This is a genomic window from Streptomyces sp. NPDC055749 (assembly GCF_053617235.1).
Genome location: NZ_JBSHFH010000008.1, coordinates 170,623 through 185,085, shown reverse-complemented (window position 1 = coordinate 185,085; position 14,463 = coordinate 170,623). Strand labels below are relative to the sequence as shown.

Genomic DNA, 14,463 nt, shown 5'->3' with positions numbered 1-14,463 from the left:
AGTACGGGTGCGTCAGTGGGACGATACGAACTCTGCTGACTGGTCGAGGTGGAAGGGTGAGCCGGGGCTTTCGGCCGTCCAGCCCTGGGTGAGAGCGGTGCGGATGGGGGCAGCCATCTGGGATGGCAGGACTGGGCTGCTTGGGTTCCGAACCAGTTGCTCGGATGCGGCTGGTTGGTGGTGATCACCAGTGTGGTGCCTGGGGTGTCCGCATGCTCGACCGCGTAGGTGAGAGGCCAGTGGACGAGTCCCTGGTCGTAGGTCGGCCGTCCACGCAGGCGCCATCGGTAGGTGGTGCCGTCCACGTTGATGAGCCGCGATCCCTTTTTGACCAGTGCCATGTCCACATCCTTTCCCATGTGACAGTAGTGAACGGCGACTGATCGTGTCCTGCCAATTTCCCGCAGGACGGTGTCAGTGTCTACGCATGGGGATCACCTGGGCACTCTGTCCTTCAGCACGCACTCAACCGAAACGACTGCCGTGAGGCCATCGTTGATCCGGTCGGCCCAGCAACACGCTTTAGGGACGTGTCGATCTGTTGTGCATTGATGAGCTCGGCTATCTCGAACTCGAGCGGCGGGGCGCTGGCTTCGTTCACTTCTAACAGCAGCGTTTGTCTGCTGTTTTGGGCAGCAGTTGCGGATCTTGGGGCCCGTGGATGTTCACGAGAAGTAGCAGCAAGCGGGGTGATGGTCGATTGTCGGGCTTGGTCATCGAGGTGGTCGCTGATGGGATCCGCCGCTATCGTGCTCCCGTGACTGGTTCCGTGCAGCGTGCCCTGCTGTTTCTCGATGTCGATGGGCCACTCATCCCGTTCGGCGCGGTGTCCCAGCCGTATCCGATCTATGCGACGGGTCCTGAACTGTCCGATGCTGACGCGAATCCGCTCCTGACCAGGATCGATCCCGAGCACGGCCCCCGGCTGGCGGCACTCCCGTGCGAGGTGGTCTGGGCGACGACATGGATGGCGGACGCGAACGAGTGCATCGCGCCCCGCATCGGTCTGCCGCAGCTGGCGGTGGTGGTCTGGCCGGAGCCGTCCGATATCGATGACGAGGACGAACGGAACGGACTTCACTGGAAGACCCGTGCCCTTGTCGAATGGGCTGCGGGGCGCCCGTTCGCCTGGGTCGACGACGAGATCACGAACACCGATCGGGCCTGGGTCGCTGCCCATCATCAGGGGCAAGCCCTGCTCCATCGTGTCGATCCCCGCCGTGGCCTGGCCGACAGCGACTATGCGGCTCTCGAGTCATGGCTGCGACAGCCGGTCTGACACAGCTGGAGAACATGAAGGGGTCGCGGGAACGACATGGTGGCGCTGTGCGGAACGGTCCGCCGCCCGTGAGGGTGGTGGACCGTCGAGACGGAACCCGCAGGGGCTTGGTCCAGCCGCCGAAGGACTCGATGGAGGCGATGGCGACGCTGTTCTTCTCCTCGCGTTCGGTCAGGACCTGGAAGAGGAGTTCGGCGCCGCGGCGGTCGAGTTCCATGTAGCCGAGCTCGTCGATGCAGAGGAGGTAGACGCGGCCGTAGCGGGCGATGGTCTTGTTCAGTTGCTTCTCGTCGGCGGCCTCCCGAACTCGATCCCGGCTGACGGCTGGCGGCTGAGGGCTGGCGGTCCGCGACGGTCCGCGAGAGCGCCCCTCGCACCCGATGTCACGTCAGGAGCCGTAAGGCACAGGGCCTCAAGGCCGAAATCCCCGGGCCCCGTCACCGGTTTCATGCGAAGCTCTACAGGCCCTCGGGCTCCCCCTGCCGCAGTAACGATCCTTCGGAGAGCCATGCGCCGCGCCCACCTCTTCTCCGCCGCTGTCCTCCTGCTCTGCACCGCCTGTTCCGGCGGTCCGGACCGTGACTCGAGGGAGAGTGCGAAGAAGGCCGTGGATCACGGGGCGGCCGTGCGCGCCGCGATCGAGAGGACGAGCACGGACAGGGCCCGCGTAAACGAGAAGATAGAGCTGCGGTCCGCCGACAGCCCCAGGACGTACGTGTTCGCGATCAATGGCGCCTTCGACCTGGCGGGTGACAGGGGCCGACTCACGGTGAAGATCGAGGACAGCGGCATGGCCCCCGTCGAGGAGGTCTTCGTGGGCGACACCGTTTATGTGCGGGGCTCGCGCGCGGTGGACGAGGGCAAGTGGGCCTCGGCAATCCGGAGCGAGGCCCTGACCCGCTATTTCCTGCGGGCCCCGCTGAACGACCCCGAGCACCTGCTCCGCCAGGTGAAGGCGATGCGGCAGGTGTCGAACGAGGGCAAGGAGCAGGTGAACGACGCCCCTGCGGTGCACTACCGGGGCACGATCGACCACGCCACCGCGACGCTCCGGATGACGACGGAGACGAAACGGGGGCTGGACGACGTGCGCGAGAAGCTGGGCGACGACATGCCCGTCTACGCGGATTTGTGGGTCGACGGGAAGGGACGCGCCGTCCAGGCCCGGCTTTCCTACTTCGGCGGAATGAAGGCCATGACGACGATGACGCTGTCGGACTTCGGGACGCCGGTGAAGGCCGAGGCGCCGCCGACCAGGCAGATCGTCCCCGTGACGGCGGGCGAGGACATCCTGCTGGCCTGAGCGGGTCGAGCCGGCGCGGGGTCATCCTGGGCGACAGTCAGACGGAAGGTCGGTGACGGGGACGACACCGTCGGGCCTGCTCGGCTGGGCGAACGGGCTCGCCGCGCACCTGGTTTCGCACCGCCCGGATCTGCGGTACACCCACCTGGCTGTACGGGGACGGGTCGCCGCACGTGCCGAGCCCGATCACGTCGGTCAGATGTGCGCAGCCCGCTGCAGGCGAGGATCGTGTTCGGCACCGAGACGCAGTGCGGGACCGAGCCCGGCCGCCCGAACTGCCTTCGCGCTGGTGCCGGCTTTCGTATGGCGCGGCAGCTCGCTGCCGTGCACCAGAGCCTTCCGTCCCGGCGGGGTCAGATTCCGAATCCGGTGCGTGGCCACGGCCGCCAACACTGCCGCCCATCTCGTGGCGCAAACAATCAAGGCGTGGGATCACGCGGGCGCGTGCCCGGCCGGACCGTCACGGAGAAGGCGCGCATTCACGTGGCGGGTCGGGAGTGCACGCTGACTGCGTAGCCACAGCCTTGGTAATAGGGGTCGCCGCTCCAGGTGGCGTAGCGCTGCCGCAAGGTCAGTCCGGCCTCCGTACACCAATGGTCGAACTCCGCGATGGTCAACGGCGGTTCCGCCAGCGGCAGGTGTGCTGCATCCAGTCCCATGCCCGTGACCAGCAGACCGCCGGAGGTCAGTGCGGCGGCCAGCTGCCGAACAACAACTGATTCGGTGCCGGGGGTCAGCAGGGGGATGACGTTTCCGGCGGCGAGCACCAGGTCGAAGCCCTGACTCAGACCGAGGGTGTCCAGACGAGCCAGGTCACCAAGGAGCCATTCCTGCGTGGGGGCGTCTCGGCGGGCCACGGCGAGCATCGAGGAGTCGACGTCTACGCCGGTGCAGTGGTGGCCCAGCTCCGCAAGTCGGATCGCGATCCGACCGGTGCCGCAGCCGGCGTCGAGTACCCGGGCGGCGGGCTTCAGCAACGCGGCACAGAAGGCGGCCTCGCCGTGGACGTCGTGACCTGATTCGGCGAGTCGCGCGAAGCGCTGAGCGTACTCCTCTCCCGCTTGTCCGCCGGTCAGTTCCGCCCAACGGTCACCTTGCCCAGTCATGTTCAGAGTCCCTTTCGGTCAGCCTCGCCCAGCAGGAGCGAAGACGGTGCCAACACACTATTCGCCGTTGGAGGCGTACACCTCGCAGGCCGATAGAAGGTACGGCAGGGCAAGAGCAGCTGACCGCGATCGACCCGGACTAGGACTGCCCGTGACCGCTGGGCTGACAGAGGCACTACCGCGTCCGCACGGACCTAGGCCGTACCTAGGCCGTTTCCTGTGCGTCATTGGTGTTGGTTAGGGGAGGGGTGTGCTGGATGCCTCCGGCTCACTCTCGCCCCAAGGAGAAGTGGAAGTCGTGAGGCCATCCCACCCCGCCTTCCAGGTTCACGTAGAGGACCGCACCCTGACTCCTTCGCGCTATCGGCCGTACGGCTACCCGCACTGGAACACCGTCTATGGCCACTTCGCGCGCCGGCAGGAAAAGGCGTCTTCAACCAGCTCAACAGTCTTCTTCGCAGGCAAGAGCGCAGCAGGAAGAGCAAGAGGAGGAGGCGACCACGTGTGTCATCGACGCCGTCGGACTCTTCCTCAAAGTCTTGGTCACCGCAGCCGGCGTGCAGGACTCGATCGCCGGTCGGCCCCTTATCGAGAAGGTCGTCGCCGAGCACCCCACCGTCCGTAAGAGCTGGGTCGACGGCGGCTACCGCCAGCACCTCGTCGATCACGCCGCAACCCTCGGCATCGACATGCACATCGTCCGCCGCGACCCCACCACCAGGAGATTCGTCGTCGCTGGACCGCCAGCGCACGCTGGGCTGGCTGGTGAAACAGCGCCGCCCGGTCCCGACTACGAAGCACATCCACGCCGATCCGACGCCGTGATCCACCTCGCGATGATCAACTTCGTGACCCGCAGACACATGGCCGAGTCCACCCCCACATGGCGCGGAGCCTGAACCGCCCCGCGTGGGTGCTCACGGGTGAAGGATCGCCTCGCGCAGCGCCCGTGTCAGGGCCGGGGCGTACTGGTAGTCGAGTCCTGTCCCGTTGAAGGTGACCGTGCCCGTGCTGCCCTTGTCGGCCCAGGAACAGGCCACTTGCGAGCCCGTGCCCAACGCCTCGTACGGTACGCACCTCAGCCGCCCGCCCAGCTTGCCGGGGTCGGCGTCCCAGGCGGCACCGGTTGTCAGTCCGGCCGACCGAAGGCCCTGCTCGAAGAGCGGGAGGGTGTCCGACGACACATCGTGGAAGTCGCCAGTGGCACCGATGACCAAGACCGCCCCCGCCTCCCTGGCGTTCCCGTAGAGGTACGTGAACGGCTCGATCGCGCCGCCTCCGTTCTCCGTCTCCATCAGGGTGCTGATGTCTGTCGCGACCGGGTTGTCGGAGAGCAGGTGCATGTCGCGGAAGGTGGAGGGTGCGGAGACCGTATAGAGGGGGTACGCACGGTACTGGGCGTACGACCACACTGCCGAGCCCACCACAGCGCCGAGGACCAACACGATCGCGGCCACGGACACTGTCGTCTCGCGGCGTGACGGCGCCGGAACGGGAGGCAGCGGGGGCGTCGGGACCGGCTCAGACGCGATCGAGGCGGGTGGCACTGCTGCTTCGGCGCGCAGGCGGGCGGTGCGCAGCACGCGGTGGAGGAGGTGGAACGGCAGCCACAGCACCAGGCCGAGGAAGCCCGTCCACCACGGCAGGTGGAATGCCGGCCGCGCGAGCGCGAGTGCGCCCACGCCCACCGAGAGGGCGGACACGCCCACCATTGGCGCCTTCAGCAAGGCAGTCAACGGACGCCGGCCGGGCCCTGCGAGCGCTGTGAGCGTCTCGGCGCGGATCGCGAGACGGACGTCGTGCGGGCATTGCTGGGCCTGTTCGCGAGCCAGGCGCGCGGCCTCTGCTCGGTCGGGGACTGCGGCGAGCGCCTCGCGGGCGTCGTGACGCTGGACCCGAACCGGCGACGGCGATCCCGGGTCGCGTCCGTGGGAGTTCCGGCCCCGGTTCGCGGCTGCGTGTTCGGCTCGCGCGGTCTGTGGTGAGTCCGGTGCGAGTTCGCGCAGACGGGCGGTGAGTTCCGGGCCTTGGCGGTAACGGACGGGCCGGTCGAACGGGTCGCTGTTCAGGCAGAGCTCCGCGTGGGCGGCGAGCAGGTCCAGGTCGTCGGGGAAGAGGGCGAGGCCTCTGCGGTAGACCTCGTCGGCGCGGTCATCGTGGTCGTCCTCGTCCGCCGCCACGTGGGCCTGGCCGAGGACGGCGAAGAGTGCGGCGTCGGGGCCGTACACGTCGAGCGCCGACTGTGCGAGGGTCCGTGCGGCGGGTAGGTCCCGGGCGCGCAGCGCGCTGTGTGCCTCGTGCGCTGCCTCTGCCGCCGAAGTGTCCTGCGATGCCCGTGCCGGCGGGGATTCGAGCGCCCCGTGCACTGCCTCGGCTGCTTTCGCGCGCGCCGGATCGGTCTCTTCGGCCTTGCCTTGCATGAGTCCCCACCCCTGGTGAATCGGCCGAGCATTTTCGGCCATGCGCCACTATCACCCGCCGCCCGGATACCGGTCAACGGGCGGCAGCGGGGTGAAGTAGCAGCTCAGGGGCGTTCAGGGGTCCTGATGCCAAGGACCTTCATGGCTGCCTGACAGAGGGTGCGGATCGTCAGTTCCCCGAGGAAGAGGCGGTGCTCCACGACTTCGGCCGGGTTCTCGTCGCTCAATGCCTGGCACTGGTCGTGGAACGTGTTGAGGAGCGCGGCAAGCTCATAGAGGTACGGGGTCGGCTTGTGCGGCTCGTAGCCGGAGCAGCGACCTCGGACTGGGCTTCACCGAACTGGTCCAGGTGCAGACCCAGCAGCCGCTGGGCCGGGCGCCATGGTCCTGCGGTCGACCATCTTTATCGGCTTGCCCTGGACCGGAGGAAGCCACCACATGGCCGAGCTCGCCCAACGATCGATTGACCTTGGCAAGGTCAGCGCCGTGCGGGCCTGCGAAACGCCGCCTCGATTGAGCCGGTCACTCTGGCCTTCTGTGCGACATCCCGTGAGTTCTGCCGAGCCCCGCTGACCTCTGAACCTGTGGGCCGGCGTGTTTCTGCCTCCTTCGGGTGCCCTGCTTGCTGCCGCTCCATCTCGCGTTGGCCTCACCGATCTACGCCCTGAGCTGCTACGCACCCCGGCTCCTCACGTATCGTTGCGGCGTTCAACCAGTGCGAAGAGGGACAGCTCTTGGGGAACTGGGCGGCCGGGAACCTGAGGGGGAGCCGGGATGGATTGGCGTATCCGGCGTGCCGAATTGGCCGGCGCTGTCGTGACAGCACTGTTCGCGGTAGTGGCCTTCGTCAGCTACGGCGTCAAAGCTGACCTGCCGTGGTGGGCGGTGGTGGCCGTGGCCTTGCTGACCGCGGGATTCGCCGGTTGGACCGGGGCGCAGATCGGTCGTCGGCGCGGCATCCGCAACGCGGCCCTGGAGCCCGGGGAGAATGTGATCGGCACCTACACCGTTCGGCCCCCGTACACCGAACACTCCCCGCCCGAAGTCCATGAGGGCCCGCAGTACCAACTCTGCGTGACCACCCGCGGCATTCAGATGTGGGAGCGCTCCGTCCTGCTGTGGCGGCACCCGTGGCCGGAGCTGCGCGTCATCGCCGACGGCCCGCGACTGCGTATCTACCATGACGGTCACGAAGCCGGAACGATGCTGTTGGAACCGCCGGGCGCCGTGCAGGAGATTCGTCTCGCTGCCAGGCGATGCGGGGCCAACTGATACACGCCTCGTTCAACTCCGATCAGGCCGCTTGTACGTCACGGCCGGATCGGAGGCAACGCGACACTCGACTGCCTGCAAGCGATGGGAGTGCCGGCGCGAAATCCCCGGTACGCGTTCGGAAGACGTGCGGTGCCCGAAAGGCCCTAGCGGGTGCCGTCGACCCGCGACGATGTCGTCACCCGTTCGTTCCAGCGTCTGTCCGCCGACAACGACATGGCGCTGCGGACCTGAGAATCCTGCCCTGTTGATCACCGCGGCCTCACCGCCGGGTGTTCCGTGCGTCAGCACGCCCGGTCCGCTCGACCGGCCGTCCCAGGTAGTGCCTGGCACGGGTCGTGGCGATCTCCTGGTCAGTGAGGGCCGCGCCGTGGTGGACGCAACAAGGCCCACATGGCGAGTGTTTGGACAGAGAATTTGAATCGTTCGGCGAGTGCCTCGACTGTGGAGCGACGCAGGGTACACAGCCACACGTAACCGCTCAGGGAGACGCAAAGACATCCCCAGCTCTGCCACCACAATGCCCGCGTCGGTAGCTCTTGACCCGTGCACGCATAGAGAGTCCATGTGAGCGACGTGGCCAGGACAAGCGCGACCATGCAAGCCCTGACTGCCTGGCCGCGGACCGCCCAGCGGGAGGCAAGAAGGCCAGCGGGAATCTGGATACCGACGTGGAACTTCAGGACCCAGGTCATCAGCCCGAGCGTTTGGCCATAGGTTGCCGTGGACACGGCTGGAATCCAGCAGAAGCCGATGAACAGCAGAAACGCCACTCAAATGCCTGGCAGCAACGTTCAGCGGAACGTGCCACGCGCTGATCCAGTGGCGCTCACTGTCGCTCGTCTGCACGACGCCCTCCCCTGCGGGCTTGGCCCCGCTGCTAGCGCGCACTGTACGTGCAGGGGCGGCGTGCGGTGCGTTGCCGGATTCCGCGGTCCCGTAACTATCGCTGCAGGTGGGCATAGTCGTAGCCCTTGCGGGCATGGAGATTTCTGCGTTTGCGGCGCTGCGGTCCGTGGCGGGGGCGGCGCGCCCCAGAGCCATGCAGTCTCCGTTCGATCGTCAGCTCGCCCTCTATGTCGGCGAGTTGCCTCAGCACGACTGAGGTGGGTCCTGTTCTCCCCTGGCGTGGCCGGGCCGGGCCGTGTCAGGGATCGGGTGTATGTGACGTCCCTCGACGAGGACGAGGAAGTGAGCCAACGGTGCAGTCTGCAGCCACCGGGGCGCTGATCAACTCGCCGGGAGCAGGGGGTCACGGCTCTGCAGGTCCAGGCCAGGCGAGGGCGCAGCAGGCCCTTGCCGACGCCCTCTGTCAGCCAGGCGACCTCACGGCTTTGCCGCAGCGCACGTACAGGTGCCGTCGATCTCGCCGAGCAGTGCCGCTCGCGCGGGGTCCCGGCGTAATGCTGCTGAAGCGAGCGCTTGCGGTGCCGGCGCACTCTTCCTCTATTCCGTCTTGCTAAGTACCGGTAGTCAGCGTTACGGTGTACCGGTAGTCAGCAGCACTGAATAGCTCAGAGAGGAGGTGTCACATGGCCAAGCTGGTGACGGAGATGCTCAAGGGCACGCTGGAGGGCATCATCCTCGCGTCCCTGTCCGGCCGGCCCGCCTACGGCTACGAGATCACGGCACGGCTGCGGGAGCAGGGTTTCTCCGACATCGCCGAAGGGACCATCTATGCGCTGCTCCTGAGAATGGAGAAGCGCGGGCTCGTCGACGTGGAGAAGGTCCCCTCGGAGAAGGGGCCGCCGCGCAAGGTGCACTCCCTCAACGCTCAGGGACGGGAGTACCTCGAAGAGTTCTGGAGGACCTGGAGCTTCCTCTCGGAACGACTGGAACAGCTCCGCGAAGGGGGCAACTAACCATGTCCGATGTCGAAAAGAGCGGCTTCATCTCGAAGGTGATCGGGCCCAAGAAGCGCTGGAGGGAGTACAAGGCACGCTCGCGTCAGCTTCCCGAGAACTACCGCACGGCGATCGAAGCGATCGAGCAGTACCTGATGCACTTCGTGCCGACCGACGGCGACAGCAACGCGTCGATGTTCGAAGACCTCGCCGACCTGTTCGAGCAGGCCGCGGCGGACGGAACGCCGATCCGCGAAGTCGTCGGGGAGGACCCGGTGGAGTTCGTCGAGGCGTTCGTCCAGAACTACTCGGAGGGCGGCTATGTCCCCCCTCGCGCGCGGAAGCGGCTGACCGATGTCCTCGCGCGCGCCGAAGAAGGCGAGGAGGAGGCGGCCCAGTAACCGCGCGCACGTCGTCCGAATCGGGGATCTGCGTGCGCGGCCTTGAGCGTCGTGTGAGCCGAAGAACGGGAGCTGAGCAAACCAGGGGTGCTGATCGACCTCGCTTAGGTCAATCAGCAGCACCTCGAGAAGCCCATCGAACTCACCGTCGGCGATCCCGATCCCGGTCCCGATGCCAAGGTGCGGGTGTTCTGCGAGTGACACCGCCACGGGGCCGCGCTGACCTCTCGCAGGTCGACGGCCGCGTGGGTTCACTCCATTGCGGCAGGTGCCGGAAAGGCAGCCAGTCCCCCGACCCTGCCTTCGACGTCCAATTTCAGCATTCGACTCGGACAGACGTACCGCGGTGCGGTCGTGCCCGCGACCCCGTTCAATGGCCTGAAGGCCGACATCGCACCGGGCGCCGCCGTCCCGCTCGACCTCAACTCGGGGCTCCGGGCAGCGTCGAGTTCCGCGCCCGCACCCGGCCCGGCGGCATCGACCTCCGCCGCACCGGACCTGGCCTGACCTGACCTGAGACGAACCGTCCTCAACTTACCTACTCCCCCACGCCACTTCAGTCCCCACAACGGGAGAGCGCCCATGCCTTCACCTGTCATGCCCACATCCAGGCAGCACGACGGGCACCCGTCGCTGGCCGCCGTCTCCGCCGTCGGTCTGCGCAAGTCGTACGGCGACAAGACCGTGCTCGACGGCATCGACCTGCACATCCCGGCCGGAACCGTGTTCGCCCTGCTCGGCCCGAACGGCGCCGGCAAGACCACCGCCGTGAACATCCTCTCCACCCTCATTACCGCCGACGCCGGTGATCTGCACGTCGGCGGCCACGACCTGGCCACCGACCCGCAGGCCGTCCGTGCCGCGATCGGTGTCACCGGTCAGTTCTCCGCCGTGGACGGCCTGATCACCGGCGAGGAGAACATGCTCCTGATGGCCGACCTGCACCACCTGCCCAAGCCCGAAGGCCGGCGGGTCGCAGCCGAACTCCTCGAACGCTTCGATTTGACCGAGGCGGCGAAGAAGCCCGCCTCCACCTACTCCGGCGGCATGAAGCGCCGGCTCGACATCGCGATGACGCTGGTCGGCAAGCCCCGGATCATCTTCCTCGACGAACCCACCACCGGCCTCGACCCCCGCAGTCGCCACAGCATGTGGGGCATCATCCGCGGGCTGGTCTCCAGCGGAGTGACCGTCTTCCTCACCACCCAGTACCTGGAAGAGGCCGACCAGCTCGCCGACCGCATCGCGGTGCTCAACGACGGGAAGATCGCCGCCGAAGGCACCGCAGAAGAACTCAAGCGGCTCATCCCCGGCGGACACATCCGCCTCCGCTTCACCGACCCGGCCGCCTACCGGTCGGCCGCCACCACGCTGCGCGAGGTCACCCGCGACGACGAGTCGCTGGCCCTGCGAATCCCCAGCGACGGCAGCCAGCGCGAGCTGCGCTCCATCCTCGACCGGCTCGACTCGGCCGGCATCGAGGCGGACGAACTCACCGTGCACACCCCCGACCTCGACGACGTGTTCTTCGCCCTGACCGGCCCAGCAAACGTCCCCAGCCAGCCCAAGGAGAACGTCCGATGAGCACCCTCTCCCTCGCCGTCCGCGACTCGAGCACGATGCTGCGCCGCAATCTGCTGCACGCGTGGCGCTACCCGTCCGGAACCCTGAACCTGCTGCTCGCACCGATCATGATGCTGCTGCTCTTCGTCTATATCTTCGGCGACGTGATGAGCGCGGGCATCGGCGGCGGGGGCGCCAACCGCTCCGACTACATCGCCTATATCGTCCCGGGCATCCTGATGATGACCATCGGCTCCACCGTGATCGGGGCCGCGGTGCACGTCTCCACGGACATGAACGAGGGCCTCATCGCCCGCTTCCGTACGATGAAGATATACCGCGGCTCCATGATGATCGGGCACGTCGTCGGCAGTGTGCTCCAGTGCCTCGCCAGCGTGGTGCTCGTCGGTGCCGTCGCCGTGGCCATCGGCTTCCGGTCCACGGACGCCACGGCCCTGGAGTGGCTTGCGGCATTCGGGCTGCTCGCAGGGTTCGCCGTCGCGCTCACCTGGATCGCCGTCGGGATGGGCATGGCCAGCCCGAACGCCGAGGCAGCCGCCAACAGTGCCCAGCCGCTGATCCTCCTGCCGCTCATCTCCAGCGCCTTCATCCCCGCCCACACGATGCCCGGCTGGTTCCAGCCGATCGCCGAATACCAGCCCTTCACCCCCGCCATCGAAACCCTGCGCGGCCTCCTGCTCGACACCGAGATCGGCAACAACGGCTGGATCACCATCGCCTGGTGCGTCGGCCTGATCGCACTCGGCTACCACTGGTCAATGGCGCAGTTCAACCGCGACCCGAAGTAGCCGCCATGACAGCGCGGGCTGCCTCCCGCAACGCGTCCCGCCCCAGGGCGGCGTACCGGACACCGCGTCCGCGTACGCCGCCCTCGGCCTGCCAGGACGGGGCTGCGGCCATTGTCAGCCGGAGCTCGCGCAGCAGGCCGCGCCGTTCGGAACGGCGCGAGCAACTGCCCCGCGGCCCAAGCCAGATATTCAACCTGGGCAGCCGGCCACCCGCAGTCCTCAATGACCTCACCACCGGGGCGGCGAACGCTGGGAGTGACAACTGAATCGCTCCTGCCCCTCCCCCGGGGCCGATGGCAGGCAGGCCGCGCTCCACGTCGGTCTGGGCGAAGTGTCTGATGGCCTGATCGACCATGCGAAGGCTCGTGTGCGCCGATGCGGGCCGCAGGATGTCTTCGGCGAGCGAATCGAATACGGCAGCGTCGAGATGTCGTGTCACCCTGGGTCGGCTTCCCTGGAGTGGATGCCGAAGCGCAGGATGACCAGGTCGAATCGCCGATTACCGTTGGCGGCGCGCCGTCCCAGTCGATGACGCCGTGATCGAGCCCTGCCGGCAGGCACTGACAGCGAGCGCTGCCCTGCCTCTTCCGAGTTGGCAGCTCGCAGGTCTCCAACCTGCTCGATTGTCAGGTGGTTTGGGAAGGGAACCGGATGCCGTTCTCGAAGCGATTGGCTTCTGCAGAGCCTGAGCTCGTGGAGAGGCCCCACGCGGGACTGGTTCACTGCTCGCCGGCAGCCTCCAGGATCGCGCGGAGACGCGACAGGCATTCGCTGACGAAGACGGGATAGGTGCCCCAGTAGTACGACACCCCGCTGACTCCGACAGCGATGGCCCACGCCCGGGCGCGCAGCCACGTCACGTCGTCGAGACTCATGGCGTCCCAGTACGCCTGCCGGGCCTCGGGGGGAAGATCCCACAGCGGCGAGTGCTCGGCGTCGGGAAAGCCGACTGAGAGGCATCCGAAGTCGATGACGGCGTGCAGCTTCCCCTGCTGGACCAGGAGGTTGGTGGGTTTGAGGTCTCCGTGGAGCCACACGTGGCTGCCGGGTGGCTCGGGCAGGGAGAGCGCGCTCTGCCACAGGTGTTGTAGATGCGCGAAGTCGAGGTCGAGGTCAAGGTCCTGGATCGCTCGGCAGGTGTCGAAGCACCCGCTGATCCACCGGTCGCAAGCGTGCAGGCCACCTCCGCGGTACCAGCTGAGCCCGCCCTGGCGGGTGGCTCCCATAAGGGGAATGGCATGCAGGCTCTGCACGATCGTCGCCAGGTCGCCTCCGAAGGCGGCCCAGTCCGTAACCGATCCCGGGCCTGCTTCATCGCCATCGATCCAGCGGTACACCGACCAGGCGAGCGGGAATGCGGAACTCGGCGTACCGGCGTGCACAGCCTCCGGAATGCGACAGTGAAGGTGTGGCGCCAACCGTGGCAGCCATGTCTGCTCTTTCCGTAGGGCCTTCGCGTTGTCCGGGGTGCGCGGTAGCCGCATGAGCAGTTGGTCGCCGAGCCGGTACATCGTGTTGTCCGTGCCCGCACCTGCCGGCGAGATGGGGAGAGCGGCCCATTCCGGTCGCTGCTCCCGCAACAGTGACCGCACGACCGCCTCATCCACACGGATCTCGTTCTCATGAAGTGTCACGGTGAGAGCCTTCTGCCCGGGCTCCTCTGCCGCCAGCGATTTTCCCAAGGCGGTCACCGTTTCAGTTTCGTGGCCGATCAGCCACCGGCCGTGCGATTCGGCCGCGCAACCTGAGATCCCACAACTCATGCAGGTCTCGCGGTTCGTGGCATAGGCCATCGCGCTGGCCAGCGGTTTCCTCCTCGGTCTCACTACCTATGGCACAGCCCTTTAGGCTCGCGGCCGCAGCGTTTCCTCGGATGTCGGCGCGGTCCTGCAACTGGCAGGACGCTGAACGGCGGATTCGTTCGAGGCCCCTCAGCACGCCGAGGCACTGCCCCGCAGGCGGCTGTTCGGGCTGCGACGGTGCTGCCACTGCACTACGTCACCGCGGATCACCCACGGTGCACCTCGAAGCAGCCCGGGCAGTGGCCGATCGTCGGCACGGACAGCGCGATCAGTCGGCGACGACTGCGGGTTCGGGGGCCTCGGCCGGGACGTCGCGGACGCTCAGGCTCAGGTGTTCGACGTAGCAGTAGAGGTGGGCCTGGTCGAGGAGTCGGCGACGTGGTTGTCGTAGAGGGCGTAGATGGCCGAGCGTCCGTGGCGTTCGCCGGTGACCAGGCCGAGGTTGCTCAGCAGGCGTAACTGGTGGGAGGAGGGGGAGGCTTCGCCCACACCGTCGTACGACCCGGTTTTCTGTACGGCGGTCCGACCACCACCTCCCTGAGCGGACAGTGGTTCGCCGCCGCTGAGGGCATGCAAGCCGGTCTCCTGCGGGGACGCCTCCAAGCGCTACTGCTGGGTCCGTGTCGACGACCATGCCGACCCTTATGTCCGCATCCTCGACCGA

At 67.3% G+C, this 14,463-nt stretch carries 11 protein-coding genes and 4 pseudogenes; 9 read left to right on the top strand and 6 right to left on the bottom strand.

Annotated elements, in window-relative coordinates:
• The first annotated feature begins 757 nt into the window (after positions 1–757).
• Positions 758–1,279 (top strand): HAD domain-containing protein, encoded by a 522-nt coding sequence (locus ACWGO0_RS08810; RefSeq protein WP_453530178.1) that lies wholly within the window; start codon positions 758–760, stop codon positions 1,277–1,279.
• Between the two features lie 91 nt (positions 1,280–1,370).
• On the opposite strand, the pseudogene ACWGO0_RS08805 reads toward ACWGO0_RS08810, so the two are convergent.
• A pseudogene (locus ACWGO0_RS08805) lies at positions 1,371–1,580 on the bottom strand (ATP-binding protein); the annotation flags it as partial.
• A gap of 207 nt (positions 1,581–1,787) precedes the next feature.
• On the opposite strand from ACWGO0_RS08805, the gene ACWGO0_RS08800 reads away from it, so the two are divergent.
• A complete protein-coding gene (locus ACWGO0_RS08800) occupies positions 1,788–2,582 on the top strand; it encodes a hypothetical protein (RefSeq protein ID WP_453530175.1) in 795 nt (264 codons plus the stop codon).
• A 479-nt stretch (positions 2,583–3,061) separates the two neighbouring features.
• Here the strand turns inward: ACWGO0_RS08800 and ACWGO0_RS08795 are convergent, their stop codons facing one another.
• Positions 3,062–3,688 (bottom strand): class I SAM-dependent methyltransferase, encoded by a 627-nt coding sequence (locus ACWGO0_RS08795; RefSeq protein WP_453530172.1) that lies wholly within the window; start codon positions 3,686–3,688, stop codon positions 3,062–3,064.
• Positions 3,689–4,025: 337 nt separating this feature from the next.
• On the opposite strand from ACWGO0_RS08795, the pseudogene ACWGO0_RS08790 reads away from it, so the two are divergent.
• A pseudogene (locus ACWGO0_RS08790) lies at positions 4,026–4,587 on the top strand (IS5 family transposase); the annotation flags it as partial.
• Between the two features lie 18 nt (positions 4,588–4,605).
• On the opposite strand, the gene ACWGO0_RS08785 reads toward ACWGO0_RS08790, so the two are convergent.
• Together ACWGO0_RS08785 and ACWGO0_RS08780 are read right to left on the bottom strand one after the other, a co-directional pair.
• Positions 4,606–6,108 carry a hypothetical protein gene (locus ACWGO0_RS08785; RefSeq protein WP_453530169.1) on the bottom strand — a complete coding sequence of 501 codons (1,503 nt, stop codon included), beginning with the start codon at positions 6,106–6,108 and terminating at the stop codon, positions 4,606–4,608.
• Positions 6,109–6,212: 104 nt separating this feature from the next.
• A pseudogene (locus tag ACWGO0_RS08780) lies at positions 6,213–6,484 on the bottom strand (DALR anticodon-binding domain-containing protein); the annotation flags it as partial.
• A gap of 398 nt (positions 6,485–6,882) precedes the next feature.
• Here ACWGO0_RS08780 and ACWGO0_RS08775 point away from each other — a divergent pair.
• The 6 genes from ACWGO0_RS08775 to ACWGO0_RS08750 all read left to right on the top strand — a co-directional run bounded on the left by ACWGO0_RS08775 (position 6,883) and on the right by ACWGO0_RS08750 (position 11,997).
• A complete protein-coding gene (locus ACWGO0_RS08775; RefSeq protein WP_453530166.1) occupies positions 6,883–7,380 on the top strand; it encodes a hypothetical protein in 498 nt (165 codons plus the stop codon).
• 1,532 nt (positions 7,381–8,912) lie between these two features.
• Positions 8,913–9,242, top strand: a complete 330-nt coding sequence (locus ACWGO0_RS08770) for a PadR family transcriptional regulator (RefSeq protein WP_453530163.1) — start codon at positions 8,913–8,915, stop codon at positions 9,240–9,242.
• A 2-nt stretch (positions 9,243–9,244) separates the two neighbouring features.
• Positions 9,245–9,625: a DUF1048 domain-containing protein gene (locus ACWGO0_RS08765; protein ID WP_453530160.1), complete on the top strand. Its 381-nt coding sequence runs from the start codon at positions 9,245–9,247 to the stop codon at positions 9,623–9,625.
• 354 nt (positions 9,626–9,979) lie between these two features.
• Positions 9,980–10,132 carry a hypothetical protein gene (locus tag ACWGO0_RS08760; RefSeq protein ID WP_453530157.1) on the top strand — a complete coding sequence of 51 codons (153 nt, stop codon included), beginning with the start codon at positions 9,980–9,982 and terminating at the stop codon, positions 10,130–10,132.
• A gap of 90 nt (positions 10,133–10,222) precedes the next feature.
• Complete coding sequence (locus ACWGO0_RS08755; protein WP_453530154.1) at positions 10,223–11,209, top strand: ATP-binding cassette domain-containing protein; 987 nt, start codon at positions 10,223–10,225, stop codon at positions 11,207–11,209.
• The gene (locus tag ACWGO0_RS08750) at positions 11,206–11,997 is read left to right on the top strand and encodes an ABC transporter permease (protein ID WP_453530151.1); all 792 of its coding nucleotides are present in this window, start codon (positions 11,206–11,208) and stop codon (positions 11,995–11,997) included. The genes ACWGO0_RS08755 and ACWGO0_RS08750 overlap by 4 nt, the downstream gene beginning before the upstream one ends.
• Positions 11,998–12,716: 719 nt before the next feature.
• Here ACWGO0_RS08750 and ACWGO0_RS08745 read toward each other — a convergent pair.
• Positions 12,717–13,631, bottom strand: coding sequence for an aminoglycoside phosphotransferase family protein (locus ACWGO0_RS08745; RefSeq protein ID WP_453530245.1), 915 nt, complete (start codon positions 13,629–13,631; stop codon positions 12,717–12,719).
• Between the two features lie 436 nt (positions 13,632–14,067).
• Positions 14,068–14,282 (bottom strand): annotated as a pseudogene (locus ACWGO0_RS08740) (ArsR/SmtB family transcription factor); the annotation flags it as partial.
• Positions 14,283–14,463: the final 181 nt, after the last annotated feature.

Bases quoted from the DNA above. Each gene is read 5' to 3' on its own strand.
- ACWGO0_RS08800 (WP_453530175.1), top strand. From the start codon at position 1,788: ATGCGCCGCGCCCACCTCTTCTCCGCCGCTGTCCTCCTGCTCTGCACC.
- ACWGO0_RS08795 (WP_453530172.1), bottom strand. From the start codon at position 3,688: ATGACTGGGCAAGGTGACCGTTGGGCGGAACTGACCGGCGGACAAGCG.
- ACWGO0_RS08785 (WP_453530169.1), bottom strand. From the start codon at position 6,108: ATGCAAGGCAAGGCCGAAGAGACCGATCCGGCGCGCGCGAAAGCAGCC.
- ACWGO0_RS08775 (WP_453530166.1), top strand. From the start codon at position 6,883: ATGGATTGGCGTATCCGGCGTGCCGAATTGGCCGGCGCTGTCGTGACA.
- ACWGO0_RS08770 (WP_453530163.1), top strand. From the start codon at position 8,913: ATGGCCAAGCTGGTGACGGAGATGCTCAAGGGCACGCTGGAGGGCATC.
- ACWGO0_RS08765 (WP_453530160.1), top strand. From the start codon at position 9,245: ATGTCCGATGTCGAAAAGAGCGGCTTCATCTCGAAGGTGATCGGGCCC.
- ACWGO0_RS08755 (WP_453530154.1), top strand. From the start codon at position 10,223: ATGCCCACATCCAGGCAGCACGACGGGCACCCGTCGCTGGCCGCCGTC.
- ACWGO0_RS08750 (WP_453530151.1), top strand. From the start codon at position 11,206: ATGAGCACCCTCTCCCTCGCCGTCCGCGACTCGAGCACGATGCTGCGC.